This window comes from Phenylobacterium sp. LjRoot219 (genome assembly GCF_964252995.1).
Lineage (GTDB): Bacteria > Pseudomonadota > Alphaproteobacteria > Caulobacterales > Caulobacteraceae > Phenylobacterium.
Window position 1 is genome coordinate 3,556,741 of record NZ_CAXUQI020000001.1, and the last position, 13,282, is coordinate 3,570,022.

Sequence of the window (13,282 nt, forward strand, 5' to 3'; positions counted from 1 at the left end):
CGGTGGGCGGTGGGGCGACGGAGGGCTTGCCTGTTGCGCAGGGTGCGCGTGGCTCTCCATGTCCGATCCTGGGCTCCGCGGCGAGGGATGCGACCGCCGGCGGGGCGGGACAAGTATAAGAAGCTTATAAGTTTTCCGCCGCACCGCGGCCCGGCATAAGGAACCCATAATTGACGCGTCCCGCCGCTTGGGGCCGTTTGGGGGACGCCCGCCTCCCCCGGGTCGGGTCGGAGCGTGGCGGCGCGCCCCCAAGGAGCCTCCCTCCGCGGGGCGCGTCGTCCGCCAGCTGCAGTTGGAGCCCGCCGTTTGCCCGTTCGGATGCGACCGCTCTGGCGATACTCCGCGGCCCTCGGCATCGTGCTGGTCAGCACCGGGCTGTCGGAGATCCTCTACCGGCTGACCGAGAGCACGCGGCTGTCGCTGGTCTTCCTCTCCGGGGTGCTGCTGGCGGCCTACACCCTGGGCTCGGGGCCGGCCTATTTCGCCGCCCTGTTGGCCTTCGCCATCTACAACTTCTACCTCGTCGATCCGCGCTTCAGCGTGACCCTGGGCTCGGCGGACGATCTGCTCACCTTGGTGGTGTTCCTCGGCGTGGCGATGCTGACCGGCAACCTGACCGGCCGGGTGCGCGACGAGGCCGCCAAGGCCCGCGCCCGGGCCGAGACCACCGCGGCCCTGTTCGACGCCACCCGCGACTTCTCGGCCTCCGGCGACGAGCAGATCATCCGCCAGCGGCTGGCGGCGCACCTGGCGGCCGCGGCCAAGGGCCCGGCCTTCGTGCGCGCCGACGGCGCGCTGACCGCCGCGCCGGCGAACCTGGCCCTCTCGGCGGAGCTGGCGCGCGCGGCCGACGCCGCGGCCGAGGCCGGCGCCGCCGGCGAGATCGAGACCCGCCGGGTCGAGGGCTGGTCGTTGCGGCCGCTGGTCGCCGACGGCGTGCCGCTCGGCCTCGCCGCCTGGCGCCCGGCGTCCGCCTGGGCCGCCCAACCGGACCAGCAGCCGCTGTTCGAGATCCTGGTCGACGTCGGCGCCGCGGCGATCGCCCGCGCGCAGCTCGCCGCCGCCCACGCCGAGGCCGAGGCGCGGGTGCGCACCGACCAGCTGCGCGACGCGCTGCTCTCGTCGATCTCGCACGACCTGCGCACCCCGCTGGCGGTGATCGTCGCCAGCGCCAGCAGCCTGCACGAGTTCGGCGACACCTTCGACGAGCCGACCCGCCGCGACCTCGCCGGGACCATTCAGGAGGCGGCCGACCGGCTCAATCTCTACGTCGGCAACCTGCTCAACATGACCAAGCTGGAGGCCGGCGCGCTGGCCGTGCAGCAGGCGCCGTTCAGCCTCGGCGAGGTGGTGGAGCGGGTCGTGCGCCGGCACGCCCTGGCCGGCACCCACCCGCTGACCGTCACCGCGGCGCCCGGCCTGCCCGAGGCGCTCGGCGACCCGGTGCTGTTCGAGCAGGCGCTGGCCAACGTCGTCGAGAACGCGCTGCGCCACACCCCGCGCGGCGCGGCGGTCGAGCTCGCCTGCGAGGTGAAGGGCGATTGGGTCGTCGTCCGGGTCAGCGACCATGGCCCCGGGGTTGCGCCCGCCAACCTCGCGCGCATCTTCGACAAGTTCTTCCGCGCCGAGGGGGTGAAGGCTTCCGGCGCCGGGCTCGGGCTGTCGATCACCCGCGGCCTCGTCGAGGGCATGGGCGGCCGGGTCAAGGCCCGCAACCGCAAGGGAAAGGAGGCCGGCTTGACCGTATCGCTCGCGCTTCCGCTGGCCACATGATGGAGCCGCAGGGCCGCCTGCTGCTGGTCGACGACGAGCCGCCGATCGTCCGCGCGCTGACGCCGGCGCTGACCGCCGCCGGCTACGTCGTGGAGACCGCCGGCACCGGCGAGGCGGCGCTGACGCGGATGGCCGGCGAACCCTGCGACGTGCTGATCCTCGACCTCGGCCTGCCGGACATGGACGGCAAGGAGGTGATCCGGCGGGTGCGCGAGTGGTCGGAAACGCCGATCATCGTGCTCTCGGCGCGCGACCTGGAGGCCGAGAAGATCGCCGCCCTCGACCTGGGGGCCGACGACTTCGTCAACAAGCCGGTCGGCGTCGGCGAGCTGCTGGCCCGCATCCGCGCCAGCCTGCGCGGGCGCGAGCGGCGCTTCGCCGCCCAGCCACGGTTCGCGGTCGGCGAGCTGGAGATCAACTTCGCCACCCGCCGGGTGCTGATCGAGGACGAGGAGATCCGCCTGACGCCGCGTGAGTACGACCTGGTCCGCGCGCTCGCCCGCCACGCCGGCCGCGTCGTCACCCACCGCCAGGTGATCACCGCCGTCTGGGGCCCGGACGCCCAGGTCGACGCCCAGTCGGTGCGGGTGCTGGTCGGCCAGGTGCGCCAGAAGCTGGAGGCCGACCCCTCGTCGCCGCGGCTGCTGCTGACCGAGCCCGGCGTCGGCTACCGGCTGCGCGCCGACGACTGAGGCGGACAGGGCACGCCAGGAGGTCCCCGACTGCCCCAAAGACTCACCCAGGTTATTGTCAGGTGATACAAAGTGAACTGCTTCGCTGTTCGCAAGTTATCGTGGCACCCATGAGCGGAGGCTGTTCGATGCGCGAACTTGCAGGCAAGAGTTCCTTGGTCGCTATTGCGCTCGTCGCCCTGGCGCTCGGCGGCTGCGCTACGACGAAATCCGTCAAACAGGCGCAAGCGACGGCCGACCAGGCCCTGTCCACCGCCCAATCCGCCGGGTCTGCGGCGCAGAACGCCCAAGCCTCGGCGGACTCCGCCAACGCCGCGGCGCAACGGGCGCAAGCGACGGCCGACCAGGCGAACCAGGCCGCCCAGAACGCCGCCGCCGCGGCCTCGCGCCCGCCCCCCTAAGGCTCCGCCCGGAAATCGCCGATCACGGCGCCGGGCGAACTGGTCACCTTCTGGCGCTTCAGCTGGCGGCTGGTGAACAGCCATTCGCCACCACGCTTCTCGTAGGTCTCGTAGTAGAAGCCCCAGCCGTGCAGCCAGTGGTCCTCGTCGCCCTGTTTCCACCAGATGCGGTCCTCCATCGCCCAGACGCCGGTGGCCCGGGTGCGCGACAGCAGGGTGATCTCCGGCGTGTGGGCGTGGTGCACCGAGACCTTGTCCTTCTGCAGCTCGGCCAGGCGCTCGGTGTTGGCCTTCGAGCCCTTCCACGGCTGCTCGCCTTCGTTGTTGGCCTCGTAGTCCGGCGCGTGCAGCGCCTCGTAGGTCGCCCAATCCTTGGTGTCCAAGGCGCGGATCCGGCGCGCCTTCAGGTGCTTGATCGCCTCGATGGCGATCATCCGCTCCAGGTCCGTCATCGGCTCGTGCATGGCCGCGTCCTCCCGAATGCCGACGTGGTCTCGCGCCACGTCCGGGAGAGAGTGTGCGGTCAGGCGGCCTGGCGCGCCACCACCGCCTCGACGACGTGGGCGCGATAGAGCACGGCCAGCAGGTCGGTCTGGGTGATCACCCCGACCAGCACCCGGTCGCGGTCGACCACCATCGCCTCGTGGGTCGCGCCGCTGGAGAGCAGCGGCAGCAGCGCCTGGATCGGCGTGCCCGGCCGGACCTTGTGCACGAAGGGGTCGAGCACCCGCGACACCGGCCGATCGCCGCCGGCCACCAGCTCGGCGCGACGCACCACGCCCACCACCCGGCGCGCGCCGTCGACCACCGGCGCGGTCCGCAGGTCGTGCCGCTGCAGGAAGGCCAGCGCGCTATGCGCCGTCTGCTCGAGGTCCACGGCGACGACGTCGCGGGACATGATGTCCTCGCAGCGGATCTGCGAATGCAGCCGGCGGTGGGCCTGCAGCTCCACCTGGCGGAACAGGGCGTCGAGGTCCTCGCGGCTGACGTCGAGCAGTTCGCCGTACTGCGCCAGCGCCGCGTCGAGGTCCGCCCCGGTGAAGCCGACCCGCTCGCCGGGCGGCCGGTCGCCGGTGGCGTGGGGACTGGTCTTCGCCGCGACCCGGTGCGGATAGGAGCGGCCGGTCAGGTTCAGATAGATCGCCGCGGCGACGGTGATCAGCAGCGAGCAGAGCGCCAGCGGAACCAGCGCCGTCGCATAGGCCGCCGCCGAGGCCGGCGCGGCCAGCGCCGCGCCCAGGGCGACCGCCCCGCCCGGCGGGTGCAGCGTGCGGGTGAGCAGCATGACGAGCGTCGCCACGCCGGCGGCGACGACCACGGCCAGCAGGGCGTGCGGAATCAACAGGCCGGCGGTCACCCCGACCAGGCCGGACAACAGGTTGCCGCCGATCACCGCGCGCGGCTGGGCCAGCGGGCTCGCTGGAATGGCGAACACCAGCACCGCCGATGCGCCGACCGGCGCGACCAGCAAGGGGACCGTCGAAAGCTGTCCCGTCGCCGCCAACCGGGCGAGCAGGCCAGTGAACGCCAGCCCCAGGGCCACGCCCAGCGCTGCGCGCGTCGCATCGCGCAGGCTCAGCGGCGCGCGCGCACGGGGAAACGCGAAACGGGCGCGGGTCATCGGGCGCCCAGAGCGCGGGCCGCAAAAGATGTGGGTTCTGCGGACAACCGCGCTCGATCCCAGGGTTAGAGCCGTTCGGATCCGATCAGGCGGGCAGCCTGATCAGGGAAGAGCTCTCTGCCCGATCACAGAGCCGCGCTCAAGGCGGAGGCTGTCAACGGGCGGCCTGGCGCGCCGCTTCGCCGCGGCGGCCGAGCCGGCCGCCGTAGACGATGAGTTCGACGCCCGCCGGAAGCCGCACGCCCCCGCCGCCCCGGCGAACGCCAAGACGGCGGCCCGGTCAGACGCGGGCGGACCCGCGCCAGTCCGAACCTGGACCGCTCCCCGCGCACGCCGGCGCGCCGTCTGTCGAACGGCTTGCCCGGTGGGCGCGGAGAACGGCGAGGACGTGAACGGACCGCCGGTCAGGCGGCCGAGCTCTAGCCTCGCTCGCCGGGTTGCGGGCGGGCCGCAGCCGCAGCCGCAGCCGCGGACGCACCCTGCGCCGCTTGGTTCGCTTGGTCGGCCGTGGCCTGCGCCCGTTGCGCCGCCTGGTTGGCCGCGTCGGCCGAAGACTGGGCGTTTTGCGCCGCAGACTGGGCCGCCTGAGCCGTCGACAGAGCCTGGTCGGCCGTAGCCTGGGCCTGTTTGACGGAATCCGTCGTGGCGCAGCCGCCGAGCGCCAGAGCGCCGACCGCCAGAACCACCAACGAGCTCTTGGTTACAAATTTGCGCATGAACAACCTCCGCTGCTGAATGCCTCAATTAACTTACGAACAGCAAAGCAGTTCACTTTGCATCGCGCGGCAATAACATGGGTGACTCTACGGAGGCGGAGGGTCGCCGCGGCCTGAGAACAATCCGCTAAAGGCCCCGCTTCGGCGGCTGCGGACGCCGGTCGACCCGGCCGCGAACCCCCGCACGGCCAAGCCTGAAACGCCCGTCGACGCCACGGCGACGGCGCCGGCGGAACCCTCGCGACCCGACCTTCCGGCGGCCGCAAGCCGGCCCGGAGGGGCGCCGATGCCCTTGAAATGTTTCGCGTCGCAGACAACCACGGCTTTAGCAGCCGCGTTCTTGCCACCTGCCACGACCGGCCCGCCGCGGCGCGGGACGCCGGCTCCGATCGCCTGTTCAGGACCGGACGCGCGCGCGGCCCGGAGGGTCCCCCGGGCCGGCGATCAGCAGCTCGGCCACGGCCCCGAAGTCGGCTTCGGGCGGCGGCGAATCGACGACGGAACCGCTGATCACAACGTGGTGACCGCACGCCCGCGGAGCCGCCGGGACAGCTTGGCCATAGAAATCAGCCCAAGCCATAGTACAGCTTGTTCCGTCGCCGATGTGCGTTCCGGGATGATCGGCGGGCTAGACGCCGGCCTGGGCAAGCAGCTTCTCGCTCTCGGACCACAGCCGCTCGACGGCGGCGGCGTCATCGGCCTGGGCGTGGGGGGCGTGCGGCTGGCGCTGGTGGAAGTAGCCGCCGCTGGTCCGGCCGGGCTCGTCGCCGGTCGCCAGCCACAGCAGCGCCTCGGCCGCCTCCTGCGGGGTCTTCATCGCGAAGGTGCGCATGTGCGCCTGCGCCTTCTCGTCGGCGTGGGTGATGAAGTTGGAGTCCACCGTGCCGGGGTGCAGGGCGTGGGCGACGATCCCGTCGCCGGCCAGCCGCCGGGCGAGGCCGCGGGCGAACAGCACGTTGGCGAGCTTGCCGCGGCAGTAGGCGAGGCCGGGGTGGTAGCTGGCGAGCCCCTGCAGGTCGTCGAAATCCAGCCCCGGGATCATCTCGCTGGCGTCCGACGAGGTGTTGATGATCCGTACCTCGCCCTTCGCCGCCTCGGCGGCGGCGCGGCGCAGCAGCGGCAGCAGCCGGGTGGTCAACAGGAACGGCCCGAGGTGGTTGCCGGCGAAGTTCTGCTCGAAGCCCTCGGCGGTGATCACCTTCTCCTTCGCCATGCCGCCGGCGTTGTTCAGCAGCAGGTCGATGCGGTCGGTGAGCCCGGCGATCTCGTCCGCCGCGCGGGCGGCGTCGGCCAGCAGCGACAGGTCGGCGCGCAGCATGACCGGCGCCGGGCCGCTCGCCGCCGCCTGGAGCTCGGCCGCCGCCGCGGCGCTGCGCTGCGGATCGCGGCCGACCGCGATCACCCGCCAGCCCTGCGCCGCCAGCGCCTTGGCCGCCGCCAGGCCGATCCCCGAACTCGCGCCCGTGACCAGCGCGACGCGCCCCGTTCCCGCCGCCATCTTCGGCCTCCCTTTCGTATTGGTCGCCTGCCATAGACCCGCAGCGGCCGCCGCACACGCGCGTTTTGCATGGATGGGGGGACGCCCCGGGAGTACCTGTTGGAGGTCATGTTCGAGCAGATCGCCTACCTCGGCCTTGTCGACGACGCCGAGATCGAACTGGACAAGGCCGCGCTGGACATCGCCGCCCTCGACCACCCCGAGGCGGACCTCGAACGCTACCTCGACGTGCTGGAGCAGATCGCCGGGCGGCTGCGGGCGCGCACCGCCACGGCCCGAGCGCCCGGCGAGCAGGCCGAGAGCCTGGCTGACGTGCTGGGGCTGGAGTTCGGCTTCGAGGGCGACCGCGAGACCTATGACGATCCGGCCAACGCCGACCTGATCCGGGTCATCGACCGGCGGCGCGGCCTGCCGGTGACGCTGTCGATCCTCTATGTGGCGCTGGCCCGCCGGGTCGGCTGGGTGGCGCACGCGCTGAACACCCCAGGCCATGTGCTGGTCGGCGTCGGCCAGCCGCGGGCGCTGCTGATCGATCCGTTCAACCGCGGCGCCTTCGTCGGCCGCGAGCAGCTGGCCAGCCTGTTGCTGACCGCCGAGGGGCGGCTCGACTCGCACGCGCCCGACCATGTCGCGCCGATGGCCAACCGCGCGGTGCTGACCCGGCTGCTGATGAACCAGGCGACCCGCGCCGAGCAGGCCCGCCGGCTGCCGCGGGCGCTGACGGTGCTGTCGCGGATCACCACCGTCGCCCCGGCCTACAGCCTGGCCTGGTGGGAGCGCGCCCGGCTGGAACAGGCGCTCGGCGACGTCCACGCCGCGCGGTTGAGCCTAAGCTCGATGCTGGAGACCACCCGCGACCCGGACCTGCGCGGCCACGTGGCCCAGGCGCTGGCGGCGCTGGCGGGGTGAACAATTCCCCCCCTCCCTTAATGGGGAGGGGACGACCGCGAAGCGGTCAGGGGTGGGGGAGTCAGGGGCCTGAACTCGGCGCCCGAGCCTGATCCGCCCATCCCCACCCTGCTCGCCTGCGGCGAGCTGTCCCTCCCCATTAAGGGAGGGAGCGCGCCTTACGCCCCGTGGATCGCGAAGTGCTCAGCCTTGGCGCCGGTGACGAAGCCGCGCAGGCCGCCGCTGAACTCCTGGAACTTCGGGGTCTGGGTGGCCGCCTTGTGCAGCTCGATCGTGTCCCAGGTGACGGCGAAGAACACCTTCGAGGGATCCTCGACGCCGCGGCCGAAGATGAACGACCGGCAGCCGGGGGAGTCGTCGATCACCGCCCGGGTGGCGGTCACATATTGCAGGAGTTCGTCTTCGCGGCCCGCGATGACATTCAGCTCGACCTGTTCGACGACCATGTCCGTCCCCTTGTTCTGATGGGGGCGAATGCGAGCCCTGCCGGGTGCGATCCGTCAAGCCTTTGGCCAGGCGCCAAAGGCCTCCTATCGGCCGGGCGATGGGGTGATGGGGACGGCCGCGCCGGCGTGCGCCGCAGCCGTCCCGCCCCCTCCCGCTTGCGGGTTATTTCGCGAGCTTCAGCCGCCTGCCGAAGAAGTCGGCCATCACCTGGAACGCCTCGCGCGATTCCGGCAGGTCGATGTTGTAGAAGAAGGCGTGGCCGAGCCCGTCCCACATGTGCAGATCGGCGTCGACGCCGGCCTTGACCAGCTCCCTGTGGCTGTTGACCGCCGCGCTCATCTCCATCGCCCGGGTCGCGGTGACCATCAGGGTCGGCGGGAAGCGCTTCAGCACGTCGGGGGCCAGCACCGGCGAAGCCAGCGGATTGGTCAGGTCGGCCTCGGCGAAGTAGTTGCGCGCGCCGGGCCCGGGCGGCAGCCCCTGGAACGGCCCGGCGAAGGCGCGGCTGTCGCCGCCCCAGCGGGCGTCGGCCGAGGCGCAGAAGATGCCGATCGCGCCGGGCAGCGGCAGGCCGGCCTTCTGGAACCAGGCCATCGCTTCGGCGGTCAGCAGGCCGCCGGCCGAGCAGCCGAAGATGCCGATGTCCTCGGGCTTATGGGTCTTCAGCAGCTCACGGTAGACCTTCTCGACGTCCTCGCTGGCCGCCGGGAAGCTGGTCTCCGGGGCCTGGCGGTAGGTGATGCTGACGATCTCCACCTGGGCCAGCGCCGCCAGCGGGATCGACTCCACCATGCCGGTGCCGTTGGCCGAGCCCATCACGAAGCCGCCGCCCGGCAGGTTCAGCAGGATCTTCTTCTTGTTGGCCGCCGGGATCGGCTTGACCGGGGAGACGCGGACCGCCTGCACGCCGGCGATCGTCGTCGGCGCCATGGTCACCGGATAGAGATCGGCGTGGTGCTTGATCGTCGGGGCCATGAACTCGCCGATCCGCGCGCGCATCTCGCCGGCCTTGCCCGCCTGGAGCGCGCGGTACATCTGCTCCTGCGGATCGGTGGGCTTGCGCGGCAGCGCGGCCTTGGCCTTCTCGCTGAGGTAGATCGACGGCGGCAGCTGGAACGGCGCGACGTTGACCGTGCCGTCGGCCTCGATGGTTCCGCCGCCGGCGGCGGGAGCCGCGGGCGCCGGCTGGGCGCTGGCGGCGTGGGCGGACACGCCGATCACGGCCAGGGCCGCGGCGGCCGTCAGCAGGCGCGCGCGCAGACCACGCTTGGTATCGATTTTCATTGGGTTCCCCTCCCAGTCACTCGGCCCGTCGTGCGGGCGACGACGCTGGCCCGCGACGGCGAGACCAGCTATGGTTGGACTTATGTTATATAACATAACTCGCATGGCAAGCGGCGGCGCGGCGCGATGACCGCCGGGCGCATGAAGTTCGACAGCATGGCCGCCATGCTGAGCTTTCAGCTGCCGCGCGCCGCCGCCCTGCTGAAGGCCGGCGTCGAGGCCGAGCTGGAGCCGCTGGGCCTGCGCGCCAGCGAATCCACTCTGCTGATCTATCTCGGCGAGAACCCTGGCCGCACCCAGAGCGAGGCGGGCCGCGACCTGCGGGTCAAGCCCGCCAACATGGTGCCGCTGGTCGCCCGCCTGGCCGCCGCCGGCCTGGTCGCCCGCGTCCCTGGCGAGGGCCGGGCGCTCAGCCTGCATCTGACCGAGCAGGGCGTCGAACGGCTCGGCGAGGTGCGCGCCGCGCTGCAGCGGCAGGAAGACCGGATCAGCGGCCACCTGTCGGCGCAGGACAAGACGGCGATGCTTCAGGCGCTGGCGACGATCATCAAGCGTCAGTGCGGTCACGAGGACTAGCGGCCGGCGCCGCGACTTCTATGATCGCCGCCGCAAATCTTCGCGAGGAAACCCCCATGCTGCGCTACGCCACCATCGGCTCCAACGACCTCGACAAGTCCATGGCCTTCTACACCGAGCTGCTCGGCACCCAGGGCGTCACCAAGCTGTTCGACCACCCGCGCGGCGGGGCGCTGTTCGGCAAGGGCGGCGCGCCGGTGCTGGGCGTGCTGAAGCCGTTCAACGGCGAAGCCGCGACCGCCGGCAACGGCGCGATGGTCGCCTTCGACCTGCCGAGCCGCGCCGACGTCGACGCCTTCCACGCCAAGGCTCTGGCGCTCGGCGCCACCGACGAAGGCGCGCCGGGCGAGCGCGGCCCGGGCTTTTACATGGCCTACTTCCGCGACCCGGAAGGCAACAAGTTCGCCGCCTGCAAGCTGGGCTGAGAACTCCACCGCTCCTCCCCTGCGAAGCGGGGGAGGGGGACCGGCCGCCGAAGAGCGGCCGGTGGAGGGGGCAGGCCGCCAGTAGGGCGCCTCCCCCGCCAACATCCACGCTTGCGATTGCCATTGTGGCGCGGTGCGCGCGGCTCGCCCCCTCCACCACGCGCTCTGCGGCGCGCGGTCCCCCTCCCCCGCGTTGCGGTGGAGGAGCGTGGTCGGTGGGAAACCGGCAGATCGGGCGCTACGGCACGTCCGGATCGATCCACGCCTGCGCCGCGGGCCGTTCCTGCAGCCGCGTCCGATAGGCCAGCAGCGCCGGCGTCGGCGGCCGCGCGATCGGCGTCCGCAGCCACCGCTGCAGCGATAGTCCGATCGCCACGTCGGCCAGGGTGAAGGCTTCGCCGGCGACATGGGCCCCGGTCTCCGCCAGCCGCCGCTCCAAGAGCAGCATCAGCGAATTCCACCGCGCCGCGCTCCGGGCGATCGCCCCCTCGTCGCCCACATGGTCCGGATGCCGCCGCACCAGGGCGAGGAAGGCCGGCCCCCAGGCGCCATTGAGTTCGGTCGCCTGCCAGTCCATCCATTTCTCGACCTCGGCCCGGGCGAAGGCCGCCGCGGGCAGCAGGTCCGATCGCCCAGCACGGCCCGCCAGGTAGCGGCATATGGTGTTGCTCTCCCACAGGACGCCCTCGTCGCTGACCAGCACCGGCACCAGGCCGTTGGGATTGAGCGCGAGGAACTCCGGGCTGTTCACGTCGCGCGAGGCCGCCCACTCCGGCTCATGGTCGAACGCCAGCCCCGCCTCGGCGGCGGCCCAGAGCACCTTGCGGACATTGATCGAGATCGGTCGGCCGAGAATGCGCAGCATGGGCCGAGCTTAGCCGCCTCGTCCGGCCCGGCGAAGCAGCGCGCAGAGAAGGTCGCGGACACGTGGTTGAAGCGCGCCGCGAACAGCGCTCAATAGGACCTGCGCAGATCCAGCAGCGCCGCGTCCGATCGCGGCCCACTCTCCGTTGACTCTGCGCCCACCATCCGTATAAGTCCGCCCCTCTCGCCCGTGGGCCTCCCTGCGGGCGCACTCCGTTTTGCACAACTCTCTATAAGTACGAAGGCGCGGAACCATGTACGCGGTGATCAAGACCGGCGGAAAGCAGTACCGGGTTCAACCGGGCGATCTGCTGGTCGTCGAAAAGCTCGACGGCGAGCCCGGCGCGAACGTGGCGTTCGGCGAAGTCCTCATGCTGGGCGACGGCGAGGCCGTGACGATCGGCGCGCCGGTCGTCGAAGGCGCCAGCGTGGCGGCCACCCTGATCGAAACCCGCAAGGGTGAGAAGGTGAAGATCTTCAAGAAGATCCGCCGTCAGGGCTACCGCCGCACCCGCGGCCACCGCCAGCAGGAAACCGTGCTGCGCGTGACCGCCATCAGCGGCGCCGGCAAGGACGCCAAGTGGGACGGCGAAGTCAGCCTGACCACCAAGGCCGAGCTCGACGCCCGCGCCCGCAACCTCCCCTACCAGCCGGCCGTGGCCGCTGCGACGGCGGAAGCTCCGGTCGCCAAGGCCCCGGCCAAGAAGGCTGCGCCGAAGAAGGCTGAAGCCGCCGCCGAAGGCGACGCCGCCCCGAAGAAGGCTGCGCCGAAGAAGGCCGCCGCCAAGAAGACCACCGACGAGGGCGCGGCCGAGTAGGCCAAGCTTTCGCCCACAAAGAACCCTAGGAGAGCGTTATGGCTCACAAAAAATCGGGCGGCTCCTCGCGCAACGGGCGCGACTCGGCGGGCCGCCGTCTCGGCGTAAAGAAGTTCGGCGGCGAAGCGGTGCTCGCCGGCAACATCCTCATCCGTCAGCGCGGCACCAAGTACTGGGCCGGCGACAACGTGGGCATGGGCCGTGACCATACCCTCTTCGCGACCGCTGCCGGCTCGGTGAAGTTCATCACCAAGCGCGACGACCGCACCTACGTGACCGTGGTCCCGGCAGTGGCGATGGCGGCCGAATAAGGCGAACCGACCTCTCGTTCCGGTTCCGCCTCCTCAATCAGGCGAACCGGACAAAGACTTCAAGCGGGGAGTCCGGAACGCCGGGCTCCCCGTTTTGTTTTTGGGCCTTGCACCGCAGGGTCCGGGAGATAGGCATGATGTGCGCGATCGATGTGACGCCCACGCTGGCGACGGAACGGCTGCTGCTGCGCGGCCCGGTGCACGCGGACGCCGAGCGCCTGACCGAGCTGGCCAACGACGCCGGCGTCTCCGCGATGCTGAGCTCGATGCCGCATCCCTACACCCAGGCCGAAGCCGAGCGCTTCGTCGCCGGCGCGCCGAGCCGCGACTGGGACCGCGAGCCGGGGTTCATGATCGAGCACCGCAACTTCGGCCTGGTCGGCGCGATCGGCTTCAAGCCGCGGGCCAACGGACGGCCGGAGCTGGGCTTCTGGCTGGGTCGGCCGTTTTGGAACCGCGGCTACGCCACCGAGGCCTGCCGCGCGGTGCTGGACTGGGCCCGGCGCGACTGGCGGCGCAAGCTGGTGGTCGCCGGCCACTTCGCCGACAACCCGGCCTCGGGCCAGGTGCTGTGCAAGGCTGGCTTCCTTTACACCGGCGACGTCGAGCAGACCTGGAGCCAGGCCCGGCAGGGGCCGGTGCGCACGCGGCTGATGGTCTGGCTCGCCTGACGCTTCGAGATCCTCTCCTCGCGGAGAGGGAGGGGGCTTCCGCCCACATTGCGGAGGCGCGCAATCCTCCGCGCCCGTGGAAGCCCCCTCGTAATTAGGAACCACGAAAGACACGAAAGACACGAAAGGCCTTGCCGGCGAGGCCCGGAAGCACTGACCGGCCGACGGCCGGTCGAACCTCGCCCACGCCCTCGCCGACGGCCTGCTCTCGGCTCAGGCGCTTTCGTGTCTTTCGTGTCTTTCGTGGTTCCCGAACCGCGCCTGTGGTTCGTTTGA

At 71.6% G+C, this 13,282-nt stretch carries 16 protein-coding genes; 9 read left to right on the forward strand and 7 right to left on the reverse strand.

Features of this window, described 5'->3' with window-relative positions:
- Positions 1-306 precede the first annotated feature (306 nt).
- From ACSQ14_RS17405 to ACSQ14_RS17415, 3 genes are all read left to right on the forward strand, one after another.
- Complete coding sequence (locus ACSQ14_RS17405) at positions 307-1,773, forward strand: sensor histidine kinase (protein WP_436015041.1); 1,467 nt, start codon at positions 307-309, stop codon at positions 1,771-1,773.
- Complete coding sequence (locus tag ACSQ14_RS17410) at positions 1,770-2,465, forward strand: response regulator (RefSeq protein WP_436015043.1); 696 nt, start codon at positions 1,770-1,772, stop codon at positions 2,463-2,465. The genes ACSQ14_RS17405 and ACSQ14_RS17410 overlap by 4 nt, the downstream gene beginning before the upstream one ends.
- Before the next feature lie 128 nt (positions 2,466-2,593).
- Complete coding sequence (locus tag ACSQ14_RS17415) at positions 2,594-2,866, forward strand: Lpp/OprI family alanine-zipper lipoprotein (RefSeq protein WP_436015045.1); 273 nt, start codon at positions 2,594-2,596, stop codon at positions 2,864-2,866.
- On the opposite strand, the gene ACSQ14_RS17420 is transcribed toward ACSQ14_RS17415, so the two are convergent.
- The 4 genes from ACSQ14_RS17420 to ACSQ14_RS17435 form a co-directional block, all read right to left on the reverse strand.
- Positions 2,863-3,330, reverse strand: coding sequence for a nuclear transport factor 2 family protein (locus ACSQ14_RS17420; RefSeq protein ID WP_436015047.1), 468 nt, complete (start codon positions 3,328-3,330; stop codon positions 2,863-2,865). The genes ACSQ14_RS17415 and ACSQ14_RS17420 overlap by 4 nt on opposite strands.
- 59 nt (positions 3,331-3,389) lie before the next feature.
- Entirely contained in the window at positions 3,390-4,487 is a 1,098-nt protein-coding gene (locus ACSQ14_RS17425; RefSeq protein ID WP_436015049.1) for an HPP family protein, read from the reverse strand.
- A 419-nt stretch (positions 4,488-4,906) separates the two neighbouring features.
- The gene (locus tag ACSQ14_RS17430) at positions 4,907-5,203 is read right to left on the reverse strand and encodes a hypothetical protein (protein WP_436015051.1); all 297 of its coding nucleotides are present in this window, start codon (positions 5,201-5,203) and stop codon (positions 4,907-4,909) included.
- A gap of 628 nt (positions 5,204-5,831) precedes the next feature.
- The gene (locus ACSQ14_RS17435) at positions 5,832-6,701 is read right to left on the reverse strand and encodes an SDR family NAD(P)-dependent oxidoreductase (protein WP_436015053.1); all 870 of its coding nucleotides are present in this window, start codon (positions 6,699-6,701) and stop codon (positions 5,832-5,834) included.
- Between the two features lie 108 nt (positions 6,702-6,809).
- On the opposite strand from ACSQ14_RS17435, the gene ACSQ14_RS17440 reads away from it, so the two are divergent.
- Positions 6,810-7,610 carry a SirB1 family protein gene (locus tag ACSQ14_RS17440; protein ID WP_436015462.1) on the forward strand — a complete coding sequence of 267 codons (801 nt, stop codon included), beginning with the start codon at positions 6,810-6,812 and terminating at the stop codon, positions 7,608-7,610.
- Positions 7,611-7,768: 158 nt separating this feature from the next.
- Here the strand turns inward: ACSQ14_RS17440 and ACSQ14_RS17445 are convergent, their stop codons facing one another.
- Together ACSQ14_RS17445 and ACSQ14_RS17450 are read right to left on the reverse strand one after the other, a co-directional pair.
- Positions 7,769-8,056 (reverse strand): antibiotic biosynthesis monooxygenase family protein, encoded by a 288-nt coding sequence (locus ACSQ14_RS17445; RefSeq protein WP_436015055.1) that lies wholly within the window; start codon positions 8,054-8,056, stop codon positions 7,769-7,771.
- Positions 8,057-8,219: 163 nt separating this feature from the next.
- Complete coding sequence (locus ACSQ14_RS17450; protein ID WP_436015057.1) at positions 8,220-9,341, reverse strand: alpha/beta hydrolase fold domain-containing protein; 1,122 nt, start codon at positions 9,339-9,341, stop codon at positions 8,220-8,222.
- 126 nt (positions 9,342-9,467) lie between these two features.
- Here ACSQ14_RS17450 and ACSQ14_RS17455 point away from each other — a divergent pair, with 126 nt between their 5' ends.
- Entirely contained in the window at positions 9,468-9,917 is a 450-nt protein-coding gene (locus ACSQ14_RS17455; protein ID WP_436015059.1) for a MarR family winged helix-turn-helix transcriptional regulator, read from the forward strand.
- Between the two features lie 56 nt (positions 9,918-9,973).
- Entirely contained in the window at positions 9,974-10,342 is a 369-nt protein-coding gene (locus ACSQ14_RS17460; RefSeq protein ID WP_436015061.1) for a VOC family protein, read from the forward strand.
- Between the two features lie 238 nt (positions 10,343-10,580).
- Here the strand turns inward: ACSQ14_RS17460 and ACSQ14_RS17465 are convergent, their stop codons facing one another.
- Positions 10,581-11,207 carry a glutathione S-transferase family protein gene (locus tag ACSQ14_RS17465; RefSeq protein WP_436015063.1) on the reverse strand — a complete coding sequence of 209 codons (627 nt, stop codon included), beginning with the start codon at positions 11,205-11,207 and terminating at the stop codon, positions 10,581-10,583.
- 253 nt (positions 11,208-11,460) lie between these two features.
- On the opposite strand from ACSQ14_RS17465, the gene rplU reads away from it, so the two are divergent.
- The 3 genes from rplU (at position 11,461) to ACSQ14_RS17480 (ending at position 13,006) form a co-directional block, all read left to right on the forward strand.
- Positions 11,461-12,024, forward strand: a complete 564-nt coding sequence (gene rplU / locus ACSQ14_RS17470; protein WP_436015065.1) for a 50S ribosomal protein L21 — start codon at positions 11,461-11,463, stop codon at positions 12,022-12,024.
- Between the two features lie 38 nt (positions 12,025-12,062).
- Positions 12,063-12,335 carry a 50S ribosomal protein L27 gene (gene rpmA / locus ACSQ14_RS17475; protein WP_436015067.1) on the forward strand — a complete coding sequence of 91 codons (273 nt, stop codon included), beginning with the start codon at positions 12,063-12,065 and terminating at the stop codon, positions 12,333-12,335.
- 137 nt (positions 12,336-12,472) lie between these two features.
- Positions 12,473-13,006, forward strand: a complete 534-nt coding sequence (locus ACSQ14_RS17480; RefSeq protein ID WP_436015069.1) for a GNAT family N-acetyltransferase — start codon at positions 12,473-12,475, stop codon at positions 13,004-13,006.
- Positions 13,007-13,282: the final 276 nt, after the last annotated feature.

Coding starts and splice junctions, on each gene's coding strand:
- rpmA (WP_436015067.1), top strand. CDS start 12,063: ATGGCTCACAAAAAATCGGGCGGCTCCTCGCGCAACGGGCGCGACTCG.
- ACSQ14_RS17445 (WP_436015055.1), bottom strand. CDS start 8,056: ATGGTCGTCGAACAGGTCGAGCTGAATGTCATCGCGGGCCGCGAAGAC.
- ACSQ14_RS17465 (WP_436015063.1), bottom strand. CDS start 11,207: ATGCTGCGCATTCTCGGCCGACCGATCTCGATCAATGTCCGCAAGGTG.
- ACSQ14_RS17450 (WP_436015057.1), bottom strand. CDS start 9,341: ATGAAAATCGATACCAAGCGTGGTCTGCGCGCGCGCCTGCTGACGGCC.
- ACSQ14_RS17420 (WP_436015047.1), bottom strand. CDS start 3,330: ATGCACGAGCCGATGACGGACCTGGAGCGGATGATCGCCATCGAGGCG.
- ACSQ14_RS17415 (WP_436015045.1), top strand. CDS start 2,594: ATGCGCGAACTTGCAGGCAAGAGTTCCTTGGTCGCTATTGCGCTCGTC.
- ACSQ14_RS17410 (WP_436015043.1), top strand. CDS start 1,770: ATGATGGAGCCGCAGGGCCGCCTGCTGCTGGTCGACGACGAGCCGCCG.
- ACSQ14_RS17460 (WP_436015061.1), top strand. CDS start 9,974: ATGCTGCGCTACGCCACCATCGGCTCCAACGACCTCGACAAGTCCATG.
- ACSQ14_RS17425 (WP_436015049.1), bottom strand. CDS start 4,487: ATGACCCGCGCCCGTTTCGCGTTTCCCCGTGCGCGCGCGCCGCTGAGC.
- ACSQ14_RS17455 (WP_436015059.1), top strand. CDS start 9,468: ATGACCGCCGGGCGCATGAAGTTCGACAGCATGGCCGCCATGCTGAGC.
- rplU (WP_436015065.1), top strand. CDS start 11,461: ATGTACGCGGTGATCAAGACCGGCGGAAAGCAGTACCGGGTTCAACCG.
- ACSQ14_RS17430 (WP_436015051.1), bottom strand. CDS start 5,203: ATGCGCAAATTTGTAACCAAGAGCTCGTTGGTGGTTCTGGCGGTCGGC.
- ACSQ14_RS17435 (WP_436015053.1), bottom strand. CDS start 6,701: ATGGCGGCGGGAACGGGGCGCGTCGCGCTGGTCACGGGCGCGAGTTCG.
- ACSQ14_RS17440 (WP_436015462.1), top strand. CDS start 6,810: ATGTTCGAGCAGATCGCCTACCTCGGCCTTGTCGACGACGCCGAGATC.
- ACSQ14_RS17480 (WP_436015069.1), top strand. CDS start 12,473: ATGTGCGCGATCGATGTGACGCCCACGCTGGCGACGGAACGGCTGCTG.